Origin of the sequence: Rhodococcus sp. NPDC058521 (assembly GCF_042719695.1) — a bacterium.
Lineage (GTDB): Bacteria > Actinomycetota > Actinomycetes > Mycobacteriales > Mycobacteriaceae > Rhodococcus_F.
In genome coordinates this window covers 33,456-52,244 of record NZ_JBHXNL010000010.1, presented here as the reverse complement: position 1 = coordinate 52,244, position 18,789 = coordinate 33,456, and the positions used below count along the sequence as shown (strand labels likewise).

General features: G+C 65.1%; 20 protein-coding genes. 2 read left to right on the top strand and 18 right to left on the bottom strand.

The window, feature by feature from the left end:
* Positions 1–57 precede the first annotated feature (57 nt).
* Complete coding sequence (locus tag ACFWO3_RS15885; RefSeq protein ID WP_378579339.1) at positions 58–633, top strand: DUF3558 family protein; 576 nt, start codon at positions 58–60, stop codon at positions 631–633.
* Between the two features lie 117 nt (positions 634–750).
* On the opposite strand, the gene ACFWO3_RS15880 is transcribed toward ACFWO3_RS15885, so the two are convergent.
* The 16 genes from ACFWO3_RS15880 to ACFWO3_RS15805 all read right to left on the bottom strand — a co-directional run bounded on the left by ACFWO3_RS15880 (position 751) and on the right by ACFWO3_RS15805 (position 15,214).
* The gene (locus tag ACFWO3_RS15880) at positions 751–1,101 is read right to left on the bottom strand and encodes an Lsr2 family protein (protein ID WP_378579336.1); all 351 of its coding nucleotides are present in this window, start codon (positions 1,099–1,101) and stop codon (positions 751–753) included.
* A gap of 153 nt (positions 1,102–1,254) precedes the next feature.
* Positions 1,255–2,766 carry a lysine--tRNA ligase gene (gene lysS, locus ACFWO3_RS15875; RefSeq protein WP_378579335.1) on the bottom strand — a complete coding sequence of 504 codons (1,512 nt, stop codon included), beginning with the start codon at positions 2,764–2,766 and terminating at the stop codon, positions 1,255–1,257.
* Between the two features lie 68 nt (positions 2,767–2,834).
* Positions 2,835–3,257: a rhodanese-like domain-containing protein gene (locus ACFWO3_RS15870; RefSeq protein ID WP_378579332.1), complete on the bottom strand. Its 423-nt coding sequence runs from the start codon at positions 3,255–3,257 to the stop codon at positions 2,835–2,837.
* Positions 3,254–3,781: a cysteine dioxygenase gene (locus tag ACFWO3_RS15865; RefSeq protein ID WP_378579330.1), complete on the bottom strand. Its 528-nt coding sequence runs from the start codon at positions 3,779–3,781 to the stop codon at positions 3,254–3,256. The genes ACFWO3_RS15870 and ACFWO3_RS15865 overlap by 4 nt, the downstream gene beginning before the upstream one ends.
* Before the next feature lie 126 nt (positions 3,782–3,907).
* Positions 3,908–4,726: a type III pantothenate kinase gene (locus ACFWO3_RS15860; protein ID WP_378579329.1), complete on the bottom strand. Its 819-nt coding sequence runs from the start codon at positions 4,724–4,726 to the stop codon at positions 3,908–3,910.
* A gap of 2 nt (positions 4,727–4,728) precedes the next feature.
* A complete protein-coding gene (gene panD / locus ACFWO3_RS15855) occupies positions 4,729–5,175 on the bottom strand; it encodes an aspartate 1-decarboxylase (RefSeq protein WP_378579327.1) in 447 nt (148 codons plus the stop codon).
* 20 nt (positions 5,176–5,195) lie between these two features.
* Positions 5,196–6,128, bottom strand: a complete 933-nt coding sequence (panC, locus tag ACFWO3_RS15850; RefSeq protein WP_378579325.1) for a pantoate--beta-alanine ligase — start codon at positions 6,126–6,128, stop codon at positions 5,196–5,198.
* Positions 6,121–7,077, bottom strand: a complete 957-nt coding sequence (locus tag ACFWO3_RS15845) for a Rossmann-like and DUF2520 domain-containing protein (protein WP_378579323.1) — start codon at positions 7,075–7,077, stop codon at positions 6,121–6,123. The genes panC and ACFWO3_RS15845 overlap by 8 nt, the downstream gene beginning before the upstream one ends.
* 131 nt (positions 7,078–7,208) lie before the next feature.
* The gene (locus ACFWO3_RS15840; RefSeq protein ID WP_378579321.1) at positions 7,209–8,324 is read right to left on the bottom strand and encodes a DUF6779 domain-containing protein; all 1,116 of its coding nucleotides are present in this window, start codon (positions 8,322–8,324) and stop codon (positions 7,209–7,211) included.
* 49 nt (positions 8,325–8,373) lie between these two features.
* Positions 8,374–8,844 carry a DUF3180 domain-containing protein gene (locus ACFWO3_RS15835; protein WP_378579527.1) on the bottom strand — a complete coding sequence of 157 codons (471 nt, stop codon included), beginning with the start codon at positions 8,842–8,844 and terminating at the stop codon, positions 8,374–8,376.
* Positions 8,838–9,347: a 2-amino-4-hydroxy-6-hydroxymethyldihydropteridine diphosphokinase gene (gene folK / locus ACFWO3_RS15830; protein ID WP_378579320.1), complete on the bottom strand. Its 510-nt coding sequence runs from the start codon at positions 9,345–9,347 to the stop codon at positions 8,838–8,840. The genes ACFWO3_RS15835 and folK overlap by 7 nt, the downstream gene beginning before the upstream one ends.
* Entirely contained in the window at positions 9,344–9,712 is a 369-nt protein-coding gene (gene folB, locus ACFWO3_RS15825; protein ID WP_378579318.1) for a dihydroneopterin aldolase, read from the bottom strand. The genes folK and folB overlap by 4 nt, the downstream gene beginning before the upstream one ends.
* Positions 9,705–10,517 carry a dihydropteroate synthase gene (gene folP, locus ACFWO3_RS15820; protein WP_378579525.1) on the bottom strand — a complete coding sequence of 271 codons (813 nt, stop codon included), beginning with the start codon at positions 10,515–10,517 and terminating at the stop codon, positions 9,705–9,707. The genes folB and folP overlap by 8 nt, the downstream gene beginning before the upstream one ends.
* A 50-nt stretch (positions 10,518–10,567) precedes the next feature.
* Complete coding sequence (folE, locus tag ACFWO3_RS15815; protein ID WP_378579316.1) at positions 10,568–11,185, bottom strand: GTP cyclohydrolase I FolE; 618 nt, start codon at positions 11,183–11,185, stop codon at positions 10,568–10,570.
* A 61-nt stretch (positions 11,186–11,246) separates the two neighbouring features.
* Positions 11,247–13,694, bottom strand: a complete 2,448-nt coding sequence (gene ftsH / locus ACFWO3_RS15810) for an ATP-dependent zinc metalloprotease FtsH (RefSeq protein WP_378579314.1) — start codon at positions 13,692–13,694, stop codon at positions 11,247–11,249.
* A 188-nt stretch (positions 13,695–13,882) separates the two neighbouring features.
* Positions 13,883–15,214 (bottom strand): amidase, encoded by a 1,332-nt coding sequence (locus ACFWO3_RS15805; RefSeq protein ID WP_378579312.1) that lies wholly within the window; start codon positions 15,212–15,214, stop codon positions 13,883–13,885.
* 88 nt (positions 15,215–15,302) lie between these two features.
* Between ACFWO3_RS15805 and ACFWO3_RS15800 the strand changes: the two genes are divergently transcribed.
* Entirely contained in the window at positions 15,303–17,249 is a 1,947-nt protein-coding gene (locus ACFWO3_RS15800; protein WP_378579309.1) for a serine/threonine-protein kinase, read from the top strand.
* On the opposite strand, the gene hpt is transcribed toward ACFWO3_RS15800, so the two are convergent.
* Both hpt and tilS read right to left on the bottom strand, forming a co-directional pair.
* Positions 17,237–17,791 (bottom strand): hypoxanthine phosphoribosyltransferase, encoded by a 555-nt coding sequence (gene hpt / locus ACFWO3_RS15795; protein ID WP_378579307.1) that lies wholly within the window; start codon positions 17,789–17,791, stop codon positions 17,237–17,239. The genes ACFWO3_RS15800 and hpt overlap by 13 nt on opposite strands.
* A 3-nt stretch (positions 17,792–17,794) precedes the next feature.
* On the bottom strand, positions 17,795–18,787 hold the full coding sequence (gene tilS, locus ACFWO3_RS15790; RefSeq protein WP_378579524.1) for a tRNA lysidine(34) synthetase TilS: 993 nt from the start codon (positions 18,785–18,787) through the stop codon (positions 17,795–17,797).
* Positions 18,788–18,789 lie beyond the last annotated feature (2 nt).

Sequence of the window (18,789 nt, the reverse complement as noted above, 5' to 3'; positions counted from 1 at the left end):
ACGCAACGACCATCACCTGACGACAACGTCCATCCACTTCACGACAAGGAACCGCACATGCCCCTGGTGACCACTCGTTCGAATTTCAGGGGAATCGTCGCCGCGGCCGCGGTTCTGTCCGTCGCAGCTCTCGCAGGGTGCGGCGACTCCGACACCACGGAACCGGACGGCGCCGCTGCCACGTCTGCGCCAGGAGGAGAGGGTGTCGAAGCGTCACCCGCTTTCGAAGGCGTGGATCCGTGCAGCCTCGTCCCCGCCGAGCGCGCGGCAGAAGCTGCAGGAGATTCGGAGATTTCCGCCGAACGTTCACCGCAGGATTCACCGGACATCATCGGTTGTGATTGGGGTGGCTTCGGTGAAGGGAGCGCAAGCCTCGCAGTCATGCTCGGTGGCGACCTGGGCATGGAATACGAGTCGATCGGGGAGGTCGACGGTAAAAACATCGAACTGATGAGCGGCACACCCGGCAACTGCGCGGTCCAGGTTCAGTACAGCAACGAGCGCACCCTGCTCGTCTCGGTCGTCCCGACCGGCGAAGCAAAGGCTTCGGACCACCCGGACCCGAACCGGAAGTGGTGCGATCAGGCCGCCGACCTCGCTCGCATCGCCGATTCGAATCTCGACTGGGACTGAGGCCTACGGCCCTGTGAATGGTTGGCGAGTGTCCGGACTCGCCAACCACTCACGGGCGTAGCAGATGAATCGAAAGAAATCAGAAGACAGTTAACTTTCAGCTTCGACTGGATGCTGTCAGTTGGCGTTGTTGTATGCCTCGATAATTTCCGCGGAGATCCGCCCGCGTGCCGAAACTTTCTTGTTGTTCTTTCGCGCCCACTCGCGGATGGCCGCACTCTGCTCACGATCGACGGATACCCGCGATTTACCGGTGGCCGCCGGTACTGTTGCACGTCCACGCTTTCGTGCGGTTACCTTGCGCGCGTTCGAAACCCACACCTCGAGTTCCTCGCGCAGTTTTGCTGCATTTTCGGACGAAAGGTCGATCTCGTAGTGCGCGCCGTCCAGCCCGAACTCCACGGTCTCGTCTGCAAACTTGTCCTGGTCGACGTCATCGATCAACGTCACTGTGACCTTCTTGGCCATGGGATGTTATTCCTCTCGAATGAAACGGCATGACACTGTTGCGACGCGAGCTGTACCCGTGCGCAACCTTACCCCGATACCCGAGTTCGAGAATACCCAGAAAATGACGAAAAAGTCAGATGTGAATCAGTCCAACGTACTGAATGCGAAAAATCAGCGCGCACCAGGTCGAACAATGGGGAACAGAATTGTTTCGCGGATACCCAATCCGGTCAGCGCCATGAGAAGTCGGTCGATTCCCATTCCTGTCCCCGTCGTCGGCGGCATTCCCTGCTCCATCGCGGCCAGGAAGTCCTCGTCGAGAACCATCGCCTCGTCGTCTCCTGCCGAAGCCAACCGCGCCTGATCGACGAAGCGCTCACGCTGGATGACCGGATCCACCAGCTCGGAGTAGCCGGTCGCGAGTTCGAACCCGCGCACGTACAGGTCCCACTTCTCGGTCACACCCTTCTTGCCACGGTGATCGCGCGTGAGCGGGGAGGTCTCGACGGGAAAGTCACGCACGAACGTGGGCGCGAAGAGCTGATCACCGCACTGGTGCTCCCACAGCTCCTCGACCAACTTGCCGTGCCCGTATCCCTTGCCCTCCGGGATCTCGAGCCCGACCTTCGCGGCGAGTTCTTCGAGTTCGGCGACAGTCGTCTCGGGGGTGACCTCGACACCGATCGCCTCGGACAGGGAGGGGTACATCTCGAGGGTCTTCCACTCGCCGCTCAAGTCGTACTCGGTGCCGTCGGCGAGCATGACGACCTGCGTTCCGAACGCCTCCTGTGCAACCTCCTGGACCAATTCGCGGATCATCACAGCCGAGTCGTCGTACGTGCCGTAAGCCTCGTAGGTCTCGAGCATCGCGAACTCGGGCGAGTGTGTGGAATCGACACCTTCGTTGCGGAAGTTCCGGTTGATCTCGAAGACCTTCTCGATGCCGCCGACGACGCAACGCTTGAGGAAGAGCTCCGGCGCGATCCGGAGGTACAGGTCCATGTCGAGTGCGTTCGAGTGCGTGACGAACGGCCGGGCCGCCGCGCCACCGTGCAGGGTCTGCAGCATCGGGGTCTCGACCTCGAGGAACCCGCGACGCTCGAGCGCGTCGCGCAACGCGCGCACCACTGCCACTCGCTTGCGGGCGTTCTCTCGTGCCTCGGGGCGCACGATCAGGTCGGCATACCGCTGACGAACTCGGGACTCCTCGTTCATCTCCTTGTGCGCGACCGGCAGCGGCCGCAGGGACTTGGACGCGATCTGCCAGGAATCGGCCATCACGCTCAGCTCGCCACGACGGGAGCTGATCACCTCACCGTGGACGAACACGAAGTCACCGAGGTCCAGATCGGCCTTCCATGCGGCGAGGGCTTCTTCGCCCACGCCTGCCAGGCTGATCATGGCCTGCAGCTGGGTGCCGTCACCTTCCTGCAGGGTCGCGAAGCACAGCTTGCCGGTGTTGCGCATGAAGATGATGCGTCCCACGACGCCGACCTGGTCGCCGGTTGCCGTGTCGGCTTCCAGTTGGGGGTACTTCGCGCGGATCTCGGCCAGCGAGTGGGTACGCGCCACCGACACCGGGTACGCCTCGCGCCCCTCGGCGAGAAGGCGCTCCCGCTTCTCCTGCCGGATGCGGAGCTGCTCGGGGGTGTCGTCGACTGGCTGCGCTGCTACTTCACTCACGGGGAACCAGCCTAATACCTGCCGGTAGACGAGCCGAGGTCACCCGTGACGGCCGGCGTTCGTGAGCGTCAGTGCGCGGCCACCGTCGTCAGTTCGCGAGTGCAGTGCGCGGTAGCGACGAGGGCCCCGACCAGACCGGCGGCCTTGATCGCCCGGTAACCACCGACGAGGTCGGTGGCATTACGGAGACCGAGTTGCTGCAGCGACGCAGCCGCAAGACTGGAGGTGTAGCCCTCGGAGCACACGATGACCCACTCGACGTCGTGATCCACGGCCATCGCGAGCCGCGCACTGCTGGCCGGATCCAGACGCCATTCGAGCACGTTCCGCTCGATGGCCAGAGCCCCCGGCAGCGTCCCCTCACGCTGCCGCTGCGCCTGCGGGCGAATGTCGACGACGACCGCCCCGCGCGCCAGTGCCTCGGTGAGCTGGAACGCGTAAATCCGGTCGATACGTGACCGGGCTTCTTCGAGCATGTCCTCGATGGTCATTTCGTTGCTCCCTCGGGGACGTGAGTGAGTTCGGTGCGGGTGCGACGCAATGTGCGGTGCGGGGTCACCTCGTAGTAGGACATGGCCGTGAGCGGCGGCGAGTACGCGTGGACGCTCAGCGTCGGGGTGACCTGAGTCGATTCGGGGGCACGCACCACGTCGTGCACCCAGCCGAGCGGAAAGGCCGCCTGGTCGCCGGTGTCGAGAGTTCGTCGGCGAAGCTGATCGCCGACCCAGCGGTACTCGGCGAGAGCGCCACTCAGGACGGTGAGAGCCCCGAAAGACCCTGCATGGTCATGCAATTCGGTGTTCCGCTCGGGGACCCAGCTGATCAGCCAGACGTCCAGATCATCGTCGGAGTACAGGCGCGAGGACCAACGATCGTCCTCGGGCCAGACGCCGGGGAGGCGGTCGTCGTAGCGGCCGTCGAGTACCTCGGCAGCGCCTTGATCGGTGATGCGCAGCAGGTCGACCGGGCGCAGACGGGTAGGCGCAGACGCAGAAGAAGAATATGTAGAGAGCACGGATGAGACTCCAGGAGTGTGAAAATTGGTCGAGGCAGCGTTCAGCCTCGACAACACTCCTGAGCACCCGCGACAAAGTTCACGCCGAAGATTCTGACACAACTCTCGCCCGAGCGGAACCCCCGGCTACTGACCCGCAGCCCGTCGACCAGGACCGCGACGCGTTTGATTGCGCTCGAACACCAACCGCAGACCGTCCAGGGTGAGGTGGCGTTCGTAGTGCTCGACCGTCTCGGACTCGGGGATCACGAGTGGGGCGGTGTCCCCGGTCGCAATGACCGCAACGTCGGGGCCGGCGAAGGCCGGAAGCTCCGCACGCACTCGACGCACGAGCCCGTCCACCATTCCCGCGAAACCGAAAACCGCGCCCGATTGCATGCATTCGACGGTGTTCTTACCGACGACGGACCGGGGACGCACCAGTTCCACTTTCCGTAACGCTGCGGACTGGGCGGCCAGGGCATCGTGGGAGATCGTCAGCCCGGGTGCAATCGAACCCCCGAGGAACTCACCCTTGTCGGATACGACGTCGATGCAAGTCGATGTACCGAAGTCCACGACGATCGCGGCCGTGCCGTACAGATGATGGGCGGCAAGACTGTTCACGATTCGGTCCGCACCGACCTCCTTGGGGTTGTCCACCAGGAGCGGAACACCGGTTCGCACACCGGGTTCCACCACCACGTGCGGAACATGACCCCAGTACCGGTCCAGCATCACGCGGATCTCCCGAAGGACTGCCGGCACCGTGGACAGCGCGGTCACCCCGAGGATCTGTTCGGTGTGTGGCCCTAACAGGCCGCGGAACTTCAGAGCCAACTCGTCCGCGGTCATACGGGAATCGGTACGCATCCGCCAGTCCTGCACCAACCGCGCGTGCTCACCGAATCCCGTGAAGAGACCGAGCACCATGCTGGTGTTTCGGACGTCGACGGCCAGCAACATGGTCAGACCAGGCTGGATTCGCGCGGGGCGTCGAGCTCGGAGAGCATGCGGGGAGTCACCAGGCCGGACCCCTCCGGCGCGTGCGCGGGATCGGATCCCAACTCGACCTGCTTGTTGTCGGAGTCGACGAACACGACGCGGGGCTGGTACTCGCGCACCTCCTGCTCACTCATCACTCCGTACGCGATGAGGATGACGAGATCGCCCGGCTTGACCAGATGTGCTGCAGCACCGTTGATCCCGATGACTCCACTACCGCGCTCACCGGCAATGACGTACGTCTCGAGGCGGGCCCCGTTGTCGATGTCGACGATGCACACCTGCTCCCCCTCGAGAAGATCGGCGGCGTCCATCAGGTCTTGATCGACGGTGACCGAACCCACGTAGTGCAGATCGGCGTGAGTAACGGTGGCGCGATGGATCTTCGACTTCATCATGGTGCGAAACATGTTGTGGTCCTTACTGGTTTCTATCGGGAGAGCAGATCGTCGGCAGATGCCTGAATGGGGTCCGTGTCGCGTTCGAGAAAACCCGTTCCCACCGCGACGCCGACGTTGTCGATCAGTCGTGTGGAGCCGATGCGCGCCGCGACCAGGAGGCGACCGTCGCCACGCTCCGGCGGCTCGCCGAGGTCGACCCCTCGCACCTCGAGATAATCGATCTCGAGCTCCGGCACGGCGGCGAGAACTTCCCGTGCCGTCGCGACGATCGAGTCCGGCCCACCCGCCGCGGCATGCGCGCCCGCGATGAGAGCCGCAGACAACGCGGTGGCAGCTTCGCGGTGAGCATCGTCGAGGTAGCGGTTGCGGGACGACAATGCGAGTCCGTCGTGTTCGCGCACCGTGGGGACACCGAAGATGTCGACGTCGAAGTTCAGGTCCCGCACCATCTGCTGGATGAGAATCAGTTGCTGGTAGTCCTTTTCGCCGAACACGGCGAAGTTGGGAGCCACGATCTGCAGCAGCTTCGCGACCACGGTGAGCATGCCGGAGAAGTGCGACGGCCGGGAAGCGCCTTCCAGTTCACTGCCCAGCGGGCCCGGATGAATCGTGGTCCGCGGACCTGCCGGGTACATCTGCGCCGCGGTCGGGACGAACGCCAATTCGACGCCGGCCTCGCGCAGCAGTTCCAGATCCGCGTCCACGGTGCGCGGGTACGCGTCCAGATCCTCGCCGGGACCGAACTGCAAGGGGTTCACGAAGATGGACACCACGACCACGGCACCGGTGATCTTCGCCTGCTGCACCAGTTCCAGATGTCCGGCGTGCAACGCCCCCATCGTCGGGACCAGCGCCACCTTCCTGCCGACGCCGCGCAGCGCTTTCGTCACGCGATGCAGCATCTGCGGGTCGTGATGCACGGTGAGTTCACCGCGTGTGTATCCGCCCTGAAGATCACTCACAGGACTCACCTCCACTCTTCATATCCGTTCGTGTTCCCAACAGGTCGATCATGTCCTGGTCGGCGCGCACGCGCTGTGCGGAACGGAGCGACAGCGCCCGATACCCCTCGGCGATGCGTGGGTCGACGTCCGACAACGACTTCAAGTGCGTCGAGACGGCCTCCACGTCTCCCCTCGAAACCGGCCCGGTGAGGGCTGATGGTCCGCGGCGCAACACGTTGTCGAGTGCCGCGGTCAGGAGCGGGGAGATGACCCGTTCGGCAACGCCACCCGGCTCGTCCCCGACCAACTCCTGCCCCAGCAGTTCCTGGCCTTCGAGCGCTACACGCAAAGCCTGCACGGCATCCGCGACGAGCGTCACCAAGTGGTTACTACCGTGCGCCAGTGCCGCGTGATAGAGGGGACGCATTCCCTCGGCCACGCGAACCGGCTCGCCACCGATCTCGAGGACCAGGGACTGGGCGATGGCGTATCCGATGTCGTCGGCCGCGGTGATCCCGAAGCAGGCGGAAGACAGTCGTGCCGTGTCCTCGTCGTGGCCGGTGAACGTCATGGCTGGATGTACCGCGAGGGGAAGAGCACCCTTCGCAGCGAGCGGGGCCAGAATTCCGATCCCGTTCGCACCCGAAGTGTGCACCACGATGGTGCCCGGGCCGACTGCATCGGTCGCAGCGAGACCTGCAACCAGCGCGGAAAGCTCGGTGTCGGGAACTGCCAGCACGAGAAGCTCCACTTTCCCGGCCACTTGGTCGACGGGAAGGACCTCGGATTCGCGAAGACGCGTGCGGGCTCGTGCACGTGAAGCCTCGGAAACGGCCGAACAGGCGACGACAACATGACCGACCCGCTCCAAAGCGGCGCCGACAGCGGTGCCCACCCGTCCCGCCGAGACGATTCCGACCGTCAATCGTGCAGGTGCAGGCCCATTCGTGATCCCGAAGGAAGTCACAGTCGTCCTCTCGTTCGTTCCAGTCCCGCCGTGCGGGTACCAGACGTCCTGCGGAGAGCGTAGTCCGCGCGCACGTCGACTCGCCACGCCACATCGCAGTGATATGCGCCTCACCAGGAGAGGCTCGCGCGCTACTCCGCTCGGCGTCGCCGCCCGCCGGTGGATTGCCGCGAAGGGTCGGCCTGCATGTTCGCCATTATCTGGGCAACGGTCAGCCCGCTCGAATGTGCACCGGAGGATTCGTGTTCCTCGGACTCGAGCGCACGACGTGATCGACGAGACGTCCGTTGCGGGGCACTGTCCGCCTCGGCCGTTTCCTCGGCGACGACCTCTTCTGCAACTATTTCTTCCGCGACGAACTCTTCGGACGCCGGCTCCTGGGCGCCCACTTCTTCGGCAACGCGAAGTTCGGGTTCCGCCTCCTGCACCGCTTCGGTCTCCTGCGGTTCCAAGTCCTCACGGCGGACGGCCTGCATCCGAGGGTCCGTGCGGGGCTCGGCGTCGTCCGCTTCCGTGCTCTCGCGCGGATAGCCGTCGACAGTGAAACTGCCCTGTTCGTTCCGATCCTGGGTCGATCCCTGTTCCGGCGCAGCTTCCTGGTCGTAGTCACCGGGCACGATCGTGGTCTCGGCGGTGACCGGATCGTCCTCCGGCGAGGCGAACCCCGAGTGTCCGTGCCCGTATGCCCGCGATCCGGTGGAGCTCGACTGGCCGCCGCCCGAACCCGGAATGTACAAACCGGAGGCTGCTGGCTGGTAACTGCCGTACGCACCACGAGCCAGTTCCTGCACCCTGGTGGAGTCGGCGCGCAAGGCTGTCCGCTCCGTCGGCATCGCTCCGTCGAACAACACCTCGAGGTTCTGCCGAAGAGCCGAAAGTTCGGCGCGCAGCGCAGCCAGTTCTTCCGAGTCGGCACGAACCTCGGACCGGACCCGCTTCTCCACCGTGAGTTCGTACTCGCGGCGCGCGGTGATCTCGCGCTCGAGTTGCAGCTCGTACACCGTCTGCAAATCGTTCACTTTGGCCTTGTCCAGCGCGGACTCACGACGATATTTGGTCATCGCTATCGCACCGAGAGTTGCGGCCCACAACGCTATGACGAGACCGACGCGCAGCAACTGCACGCTGTCGCTGAAGATCAGAAAGAGCGATGCCACGACCGCCAGAGCGAGCAGCCCGGCAACGATCATCTGGCTGGCGCTGCGTTTCGGGCGGCGCGGTGCCTTCAGGCGACCAGGATTCGTCATGCTGCCAGGGTACTGGTCGCTACGGGCTAACCCGTGGTTTCCGCACCGGTCAGTGTGCCGGTTCGTCGTTCGTGTCCTCGGGGGTGCGACAGCAGTGTTCGAGCCACAACGCCGCAGCGATCACAGCGAGCGCTGCCACCAATCCCACCCAGGCGCCGGGTGCATCGGCACCTGCCGCGTCCAGCACCGACTGCTGTGGCACCAGGTAGATCAGGAAACCACACCACACCCCTGCCGTCGCGGCACCCACGAGCGCCGACGCCTTCGCCAAGGCCGCCGCACGCGCAGCAGTGATCGGATGTATCTGGTTCGGACCCGGACCGATGCGGTGGTCCTTGATCCGCGACCTGATCATGAACGCCAGCACCGTCTCGATCGCAGCCACCAGATACAACGATGCGCCCGCGAAGATGGGTATCGGAGGCACCGAACCGTAGAAGACTCGGACCAGAATCCAGGTGACGGCGAGGGCTGTCGCACCCAACAGCACGAGGTCCCAGAAGCGGGTCGCCTTCACGATGCCGGCCTCAACGCCAGGTGACTCCGCCGCACGCCGGCCCGCTCGTCCGCACTCGAGGCGGCGAGCAACGCGTCCACACGCTGTGGGCCGTCGCCGACGAAGAGCTGCGCATCCGGGTCCACGTCGAGCCACGGCACCAGCACGAACGCCCTCTCGTGCGCGCGCGGGTGCGGCAACGTGAGCGTGGGGTCGTCGCTACGAACGTCGTCACACGTGATGACGTCGACATCGAGGGTGCGAGGCCCCCAACGCTCGACACGAACCCGATCTGCCGCCGCTTCGAGTTCCTGACCGAACCTGAGCCATTGCCGGCAGTCGAAATCGGAGTCCTCGGCAATCACGACCGCATTGAGGAAGTCCTGCTGCTCGACCCCGCCCCACGGCGCCGTCGCGTACAACCCGGACACGCCGACCACTCGACTCCCGAGCGCGTCCACCACCGACTGCAGGTGCGCCCGGCTGTCCCCCACATTGGAGCCGATCGACAACACTGCCCGACTCATGCCGACGACCTCACCCGATGCGCCACGACGGCAACGTCGGCGAAGGTGAGCGCAATGGGCGCAGACGGCTTGTGGAGCACCACTTCGACTTCGTCGACGCGCTCGTCGGTCATGACATCGTCCGCGATCTCCGCGGCGACCGTCTCGATGAGATCGCGTGCCGGTCCGGCCACGATCGCTGCGGCCCGCTGCGCCAGTGCGCCGTAGTCGAGGGTGTCCGTCAGATCGTCCGACGCGGCAGCACGCGAAAGGTCCATCGTGACCAGCACATCGACAAGGAAGTTCTGACCGTCACGCTTCTCGTGGTCGAAGACTCCGTGGTTGCCACGGACCTCGAGTCCGCGCAGTTCGATTCGGTCAGGCACCCGAGCCTCCCCGCCGCCAGGCGTCCGCGACGGCGATGGCATCCAGCGATGCCTGTGCGTCGTGGACGCGAACTCCCCACGCCCCGTGCGTGGCAGCGAGCGCCGACACGACCGCCGTGGCGATCTCACGGCCCGCTGGTGGTCGACTCTCGCCCGATTCGTCAGCCAGCAACGAACCCAGAAAACGTTTGCGTGAGGCCCCGACCAGGACAGGGAATCCGAGCGAGCGCATCCGTGGCAAAGCCTCGAGCAGCGCCCAATTGTGTGCCGCGCTCTTGGCGAAGCCGAGACCCGGGTCGAGGACGATCGCACCCGGGTCGACACCTGCCTTCACGGCGACGTCCACCTGGGTGGTCAGTTCTTCGGTAACTTCACGGACCACGTCGTCGTAGCGGTCGGCGCTGCCGCGGTGCACGTAGTCCGCGGCCGAACGCCAGTGCATCAACACCCAGGGGGTGCCGGCATCGGCAACCACCGCCGCCATGTCGGGATCGGCTCGTCCGCCGGACACATCGTTGACGATGGAGGCACCCGCCTCGATCGCTGCGGCCGCCACCGAGGCGCGCATGGTGTCGACGCTCACGCAGATTCCTTCGGCGACCAGGTCCGCGATGACCGGAGCGACCCGGCCCGCCTCGACTTCGGGGTGGACTCGAACCGCCCCCGGCCGGGTCGATTCACCACCCACGTCGACTATGTCCGTACCCAGTCGCTTCAGTTCGAGACCCCGTTCGAGCGCATCGTCACGATCGAGGAAGCGCCCACCGTCGGAGAACGAATCGGCCGTCACGTTCAGCACACCCATCACGACCGTCCGGTCGGGTTTCGGAAGCGCCACTGTTCGATCCGACACGGTTACTTCCGCAGGATGAGATCCAGGGCCTCCGACCGCGAAGCCGGACTGGACTGCAGGAGTCCACGAACCGCCGAGGTCGTGGTGCTCGCGCCGGGCTTGCGAATTCCGCGCATCGCCATGCACAGGTGCTCGGCCTCCACCACGACGATGACGCCACGCGGGTCGAGTTTACGCATCACGGCGTCCGCGATCTGGCTGGTGAGCCGTTCCTGGACCTGCGGACGCTTGGCGTAGAGATCGACGACACGAGCCAGCTTCGACAAGCCGGTCACCTTGCCCGAACGCCCCGGAATGTAGCCAACGTGGGCCACCCCGTGGAACGAGACGAGGTGGTGCTCGCACGTGGAATACATCGGGATGTCGCGGACCAGAACCAACTCCTGATGACCCTCGTCGAACGTCGTGTTCAACACCGAATCAGGATCGGTGTACAGGCCGGCGAAGATTTCCCGATACGAACGAGCGACCCGCGCCGGGGTATCTCGCAGACCCTGACGGTCCGGGTCCTCACCCACCGCAAGGAGCAGTTCGCGGACCGCCGCCTCGGCACGAGCCTGATCGAACTCACGACCCGTCTCGAGCGCCACCGGCTCAGTATCGAGATGATTCACCGACAACCGACTACTCCTCCAGGATCGAGGGCCGTTCGCCCAAGCTCAACAGCCTATGCCGTTCCGGTCAGCGCGGACCGGCCGGGCCTTCCCACGGCATCGTCGGCGGCTGCTCGTCCTCGCCGCCCGTATCCGGCCGCTGCTCCCGTTGGGGCGGGGGCGTCCACTGATTACCGGAGGGCTCACGCGGTGGCCATCCCGGAGCCGACCAGCCCGCGGGAGCCCCGTAATCGGGACGCGGATGCTCGGTGGGCTGCTGCCCGCCACCGGATTGCGGAGGGCCCTGCCGCCGCTGACCGGGTTGTGGGTAGCCGTTCGCGGGTGGCTGGTATTGCGGTTGCGGGTAGCCTGCGTCCCCGTAGGGCGGCTGGTTGTACTGCGGCTCCGACTGCCCCTGCTGGGGCCGTCCGTAGGCCGGCTCGCCATACGGGTTTCCGCCGTACGGGTTCTGACCCTGCTGCGACTGTTCGGGCAGCGCGTGTTGCGGATCCCCACCGTTCTGGCCCGTCGGCTGCGACGCACTACCGTTCTGCGGCGTCTGCGGCGCGGGATGAGCGAAAACCGGTTCCGGCTTCTCGATCCACTCTTCACCGCGTTCGATTGCCAACTCGCGCGGAGTCTTGACCGGCGGCTTGTCCGAAGGCGTGCGATCACCGAAATCGTTGAAGACGGTGATGCGGGGCCGCTTCTCGACACTGTGGAAGATCTTCTCGAGATCCTTGCGCGTCAGCGTTTCACGATCGAGCAGTTCGGTTGCCAGCACGTCGAGGACATCGCGGTACTCGTTCAGAATCGACCAGGCCTCGGTGTGCGCGGCCTCGATGAGATTGCGCACCTCTTCGTCGATCTCCCTCGCGACCTCGTGCGAGTAATCGGACTGCTGTCCCATCGAACGGCCGAGGAAGGGGTCACCAGCTTCCTGCCCGTACCGCACGGCACCCAACTTGGCGCTCATGCCGTACTCGGTGACCATCGAGCGAGCGATCTTGGTTGCCATGTCGATGTCGGAGGAGGCACCGGTGGTGGGCTCGTGGAACACGAGTTCCTCGGCTGCACGTCCGCCCATCGCCATGACGAGCCTTGCGATCATCTCCGATCGAGTCATGAGGCCCTTGTCGTCCTCGGGCACCGTCATCGCGTGACCACCGGTACGCCCCCGCGCCAGGATGGTGACCTTGTACACGGGTTCGATATCCGGCATCGCCCAGGCTGCGAGCGTGTGACCGCCCTCGTGGTACGCCGTGATCTTCTTCTCGTGCTCGCTGATGATGCGGCTCTTGCGACGGGGACCACCCACGACGCGGTCGACGGACTCTTCGAGGGCCGCCTCCGTGATGACGGCACCGTTCTCACGCGCGGTGAGCAGCGCAGCTTCGTTGATGACGTTCGCAAGGTCGGCGCCGGACATGCCGACGGTTCGCTTCGCGAGACCCTCGAGGTCGGCGTTCTGATCGATCGGCTTGCCCTGTGAATGAACCTTGAGGATCGCTCGACGGCCGGCGAGGTCCGGTGCACCGACCGGAATCTGACGATCGAAACGGCCGGGTCGAAGCAATGCGGGGTCGAGAATGTCGGGACGGTTCGTGGCAGCGATCAGGATGATGCCGGTGCGGTCGCCGAAACCGTCCATCTCGACGAGCAACTGGTTCAAGGTCTGTTCGCGTTCGTCGTGGCCACCACCGAGTCCGGCGCCACGCTGGCGACCGACCGCGTCGATCTCGTCGACGAAGATGATGCAGGGGCTGTTCTGCTTCGCCTGCTCGAACATGTCGCGGACGCGGGAAGCACCCACACCGACGAACATCTCGACGAAGTCGGAACCCGAGATGGTGAAGAACGGAACTCCGGCCTCGCCGGCGACGGCCCTGGCGAGCAGGGTCTTACCGGTTCCGGGAGGGCCGTAGAGCAGAACACCCTTGGGGATCTTGGCTCCGAGTGCCTGGTAGCGGGCGGGACTCTGCAGGAAGTCCTTGATCTCGTAGAGCTCTTCGACGGCCTCGTCCGCGCCGGCGACATCGTTGAACGTGGTGGTCGGCATGTCCTTGTTGAGCTGCTTGGCCTTGGACTTACCGAAGCCCATGACACCTCCGCGGCCGCCTCCCTGCATGCGACTCATCACGAAGAAGAAGATGCCAAGCAGGATGACCATCGGCAGGACGAAGAGCAGGATCGAGGTGAACCAGCTCTCTTGCGTGACCGTGGTGTTGTACTTCTCGAGACCTTTGGTCCTCACGGAGTCGAAGATCTGCTCCGAAGCGGCGGCCGGGTACTTGGCGAGGATCTCGGTCTTTCCCGAGGTGTCGTCGTTCCCGTCCTTCAGCCACAGACGAATCTGCTGTTCACGGTCGTCGATCTGCGCTTCCGTGACGTTGCCGGCGTCGAGTTGCGCGATCGCCACGGAGGTGTCGACACTTTCGAATCCGCGAGTGTCGTTGCCGAAGTAACTGAAGGCGTAGATCACCAACAGAATCGCGGCAACGATCGCCAGGTTACGAAACACAGTCTTACGGTTCATACAGGTCGACCGAGGTGGCCGGTCCTTTCGAGAGTTCGGGTCTCCGGAGGTACTTTTCCGGCTGCCAACCGGACAAACCAGGTTACCGCGAATGCCGGACAGCTCGTTCGGGCAGCATTCACCAGGTTCGAAGCGTGAGCACCTGCATTGTCAACGTGCATCTGCCTGGCATGGTTCCCCATCGGCGGTCACGTGGTAGGCGCCACCCTCGTCCAGCCCTCCAACTGCTCGATCCGGGCGGCCAGCCCCAGGATCTTCGCCTCGCTGCCGGGCGGCGCCGCGATCTGCACCGCCATCGGCGTTCCGGAACCGAGGTGCAGCCCGACCGGAACACTCGCTGCGGGCCAGCCTGCCATGTTCCACAGTGCACTGAACGGCGCGTAGCGGAGGTTCGATACGACGTTGGACAACCACGACTTCTCACTCCACGCGACCGCGGGCACCGGTGGGCGCGCAAGCGAGGGCGTGATCACGACGTCGGCGTTCTCGAAGAACCTCGAGAGAGTTTCCTCGAGGTCGGACACCTGTTTCGGGTCCACGAACCGGCGCAGACGCCGTCCGATAGCAGTGTGTCGCCGAGTCCTCGGCTGCAACAGACCGGCGTCGAGGGCCGCCGCATCCGAGGCGGCGCCCGCGGTCCACCGCGCCACCAGCGGCAACAGGTTCTTCGGATAGGGAATCTCGGCTGCAAACGTTCGGTGCCCGGCACCCGACAGCAGTGCGGCAACCCGTTCCGTCGTGGCCCTCCACTGGTCGTCCACCGACGCCAACGGAGTCGGTGAACCGACCGCGACGGCAACCCGCAACGATTCGACGTCGCCGGGCACGGCCAGTTCGGGTCGATCCGCCATCACCGACAGCATCAGCGCCGCATCGGCGACCGTGGTGGCGATCGGCCCGTTCTCGGACATCCCGAACCACGAATCGACGCCGAGCTCGGAGGGAACTACGCCGCGTCCGGGTTTGACACCGAAGACCCCACACGCAGCGGAGGGAATGCGAATGGATCCCATTCCGTCGTTCCCGACCGCCAACGGCACCATCCCCGCGGCCACCGCAGCGGCAGACCCACCGGACGAACCGCCGGGGGTGAGCGTCGAATTCCACGGATTGCGGGTGATGCTGCCCGGCGAGTCGGTGCTGCCGAAAACGCAGAGTTCCGGCACCGCCGTCATGCCGACCACGATCGCGCCGGCAGCCCGAAGACGCGACACGACCGGATGATCGGATGTACGCGGCTCCTTCGAGGTCGCGCGAGAGCCGTCGGTCTCGGGCAGTCCGGCAACGGCCACGTTGTCCTTGATGGCGACGGGAACGCCCGCGAGCGGGAGATTCGCGAGGTCGGCTCTGGCAGCGAGAGCTCGAGCGTCGACACGTGCCTGGTCCCGAACTCGCACGAAGGCCCGTAGCTCGGGGTCCCGGTGGGTGATCGTGTCGAGCGACGCGTCGGTGGCTGCGGACGAAGACAACTCACCCGACCGAACTTCGCGGGCGATCTCGACAGCGGTGAGCCTCGTCATTTGCCGATCATATGTTTCACCTCTGGGTTTCGGCCTCCGTGCGGCGTTACGATTCGAATCGACCCGAAGAACGGGGGCTCGATGCGAGATGGACGAGCCTGAGGCGCAGCCGACGCTCACAGCCGAGGCGCAGCCGATCCTCGAAACCGCCGCGCAGCCGACCGAAACGGCCGAGGCGGAATTGACTCGTGCCGATTCCGGTCCTACCGGCGGCTCTCTCGACGACATCGAGGTGGGCACGTCCATCGACGATTTCGACCTTCTCGTCGCGCTCGGTAGAGGAGCGTTCGCCAGGGTCTTCCTGGCGCGGCAGAAGTCGATGCAGCGTCTGGTCGCGGTCAAGGTCTCGCGCGATCACAGCACCGAACCACAGACCCTGGCTCGACTCGACCACGACTACATCGTTCGAGTCTTCGATCAACGGATCGTTCCCGATCGACAACTCCGGCTGCTCTACATGCAGTATCTGCCGGGCGGCACCCTGTTACGCGTGCTGGATCGGGTTCGGAACACGCCCGCCGGGGAGCGGTCCGGCCGGCTCCTGCTGGACGTCGTCGACGAGACCATGAGCAGCAAGGGCGAGCTGCATCCCACCGATTCGAGCGTGCGCGAGGAACTCGCTCGATCGAGCTGGCCGGAGACGGTCGCGTGGCTGGGCCGGCGCCTTGCGGATGCACTCGATCACGCGGCCCGGCACGGTGTGCTGCATCGTGACATCAAACCGGCGAACATCCTGCTCACCGCGGAAGGTGTTCCCAAACTGGCCGATTTCAACATCAGTTTCTCGGAGACGGTGACGGGTTCGTCGCCACTGTCGTACTTCGGCGGATCACTCGCCTACATGTCGCCCGAACAGCTCGCGGCCTGTCACCGAGATCTCCCCGGCACCGCCGCCGACCTCGACACCCGCAGCGACATCTTCGCGCTCGGGGTGATGCTGTGGGAGCTGTTGACCGGGCGACGGCCGTTCGAAGACGGAGCGGCGTCTGCGGACTCACTCGTTGCACTGCAGGGCATGCTGGATCGGCGACGCGCCGGGGTGCCGGACGGGTTCGTCGATCTGCTTCCCGACGACTGCCCTGCCGCGTTGCGACGCGTGCTGCTGACCTGTCTCGCTCCGCGACCACGGGATCGCTGGTCCAGCGGCCGGGAACTCGCGCACCAGTTCGACCTGTGCCTCGATCCGCGCGCCCGAGATCTCGTGGACCCCCAGCCGGGAAGTCGTCGGCTGCGCCTGCGAAAGTGGGCCGTCGTTCTGCTGGTTCTGGGCATCGCCGTACCCAACGCGCTCGCGGCGGCATACAACTACCACCACAACAAGATGTTGATCATCGGTGCACTCTCACCCGAGGTGGGCCGATCGTTCGAGGCGATCCAGACGGTGATCAACGGAATCGCGTTTCCGCTGGGCACCGTGGTCCTCGTCTATCTGTGCCGGTATCCCCTGCTCGTGCCACACGGTCTGCGTTCGGGAAAGACCTACGACAAGGCCGCCCTGGCGCGGGCGAGGACCGACACCTTGCTGCTCGGCGACCGAGTGGTGATGGTGGTGTTCGGGCTCTGGGTGATCGCCGGCATCGCTTACCCGATCACGTTGCAGATCACTGCGGGAGACGTTCCACGGAGTGCGTACGTGCACTTTCTCGCTTCACTCGTCGTGTGTGGGGCGATCTCGGTGGCCTACCCGTTCTTCATCGTTGCGTTCCTGTCGGTCCGCTACATCTATCCCGTCCTGCTTCCCCAGGAGATCGCGGGTTCCGACGACGCTCGGAAGCTTCACGGGCTGGCCCGGCGGAGCACCCGTTATCTGGCGCTGGCGGCTTCGGTCCCGCTGGCAGGGGTGGCGGGAGTGACGTTCCTGTCGCCGACCGAGATCACGATGGTGATCGTTGCTGTCCGCATCCTGTGTGTGGGCGGGATTCTGGCATTCGTGGGCGTGTACTGGCTGTTCCGCGAGTTGGAACAGGATCTCACCGCGCTGGAGCACGTCGTCGAACACGACGTGCTGAACGGAAACGGTCGTCAGCCGCCGTAGACGCGCGGTTCGAGCGTTCCGATGTAAGGCAGGTCGCGGTAGCGCTCCGCGTAGTCGAGGCCGTATCCGACGACGAACTCGTTGGGAATGTCGAAGCCGACGTTGTCGACGTTGATGTCGACCTTGACGGCGTCCGGCTTGCGAAGCAGTGTGATCACGTCGAGCGAAGCCGGGTTGCGGGTGGACAGGTTGCGCATGAGCCACGACAACGTGAGCCCGGAGTCGATGATGTCCTCGACGATCAGGACGTGCCGACCGGCAATGTCCTTGTCGAGGTCCTTGAGAATGCGGACCACACCCGACGACGACGTGGACGATCCGTACGAGCTGACCGCCATGAACTCCATCTGAGTGGGGATCGGCAGTGCCCGCGCAAAGTCGGTCATGAAGAAGATCGCGCCCTTGAGGACACCAACCAGCAACAGGTCCCCTTCGGGGGCACCGGCCGGATACCGGGAAGCAACTTCTTCCGCGAGCTCAGCGGTCCGCTGACGAATCTGTTCCTCGGAGATCAATACCGATGCGATGTCGCCGTCGTACACGCGTCAAACCCTTCGCTCGTCGTCCGGCCCGGTGCCTTCCAAACCGGCTCTCAGCCTGCCACGTTCGCGTCGGACGACCAACCTCGCGTTCGGTGTTCCACCTCCGACCGCGACCCCGCCCTGACCGCGCCAACGTCCGACCAGATCGTCCACTGCGCGTAACTGCTTGTCGGTCAGACCTTTTGCGCCGTGCTCCTGCAGCCACGTTCGGAGCACTCGTCGACGGATGGACGGGTGCTCACCTGCGAGTGCGGCAACGCTCACAGCCGATTCCTCGACGACCCGTGCACCAACGCGCGAAGCCACGGAGTCCAGGCAAGAGCCGTCCTCGCGAAGCTGGTTCGCCGTCCTGGACAGAGCACCGGCAACTCCCCCACCCAGTACGTCTTCGAGGAGCGGGAGCACTTCGGTGCGCAATCGGACCCTGGTGAAATCCGGGGACGAATTGTGCGGATCGTCGTGCGGATTGATACCGAGTTCGGTGCAGGCCTGCCTGGTCACACTCCTGCGAACACTCAGCAACGGCCGGCCCCACGGCTGCTCGTACGGACTCATCCCCCAGATGGATCGGCCACCCGAACCCCGAGCAAGCCCGAGCAGGACCGTTTCGGCCTGGTCGTCGAGAGTGTGGCCGACGAGGACGGGTACACCGCGGCGGGCATCGTCCAGCGCTTCGTATCGCGCCGCCCTGGCCGCGGCCTCCATGCCGCCACCTCCGTCGACATCCACGTTCAGCACGGTCGCCGTGGCACAACCTAGCGAAAGGGCGTGCTCGCAGGCCTGCGCTGCAACCACGTCCGAACCGTCCTGCAGTCGGTGATCGACGACGAGTGCGTGCACGGTGCGGATCTCGGCGGCCGCCGCTGCGGTCATCGCGATCGAGTCCGCCCCGCCGGACAAGGCGACTGCGAGCTCGGGCCCTGGGGCGTACTCGGAGATCCAGGCACGCAACGCGTGACGAACCTCGAGGATCGCGGGTTTCTCCGGAAGCCGCACCT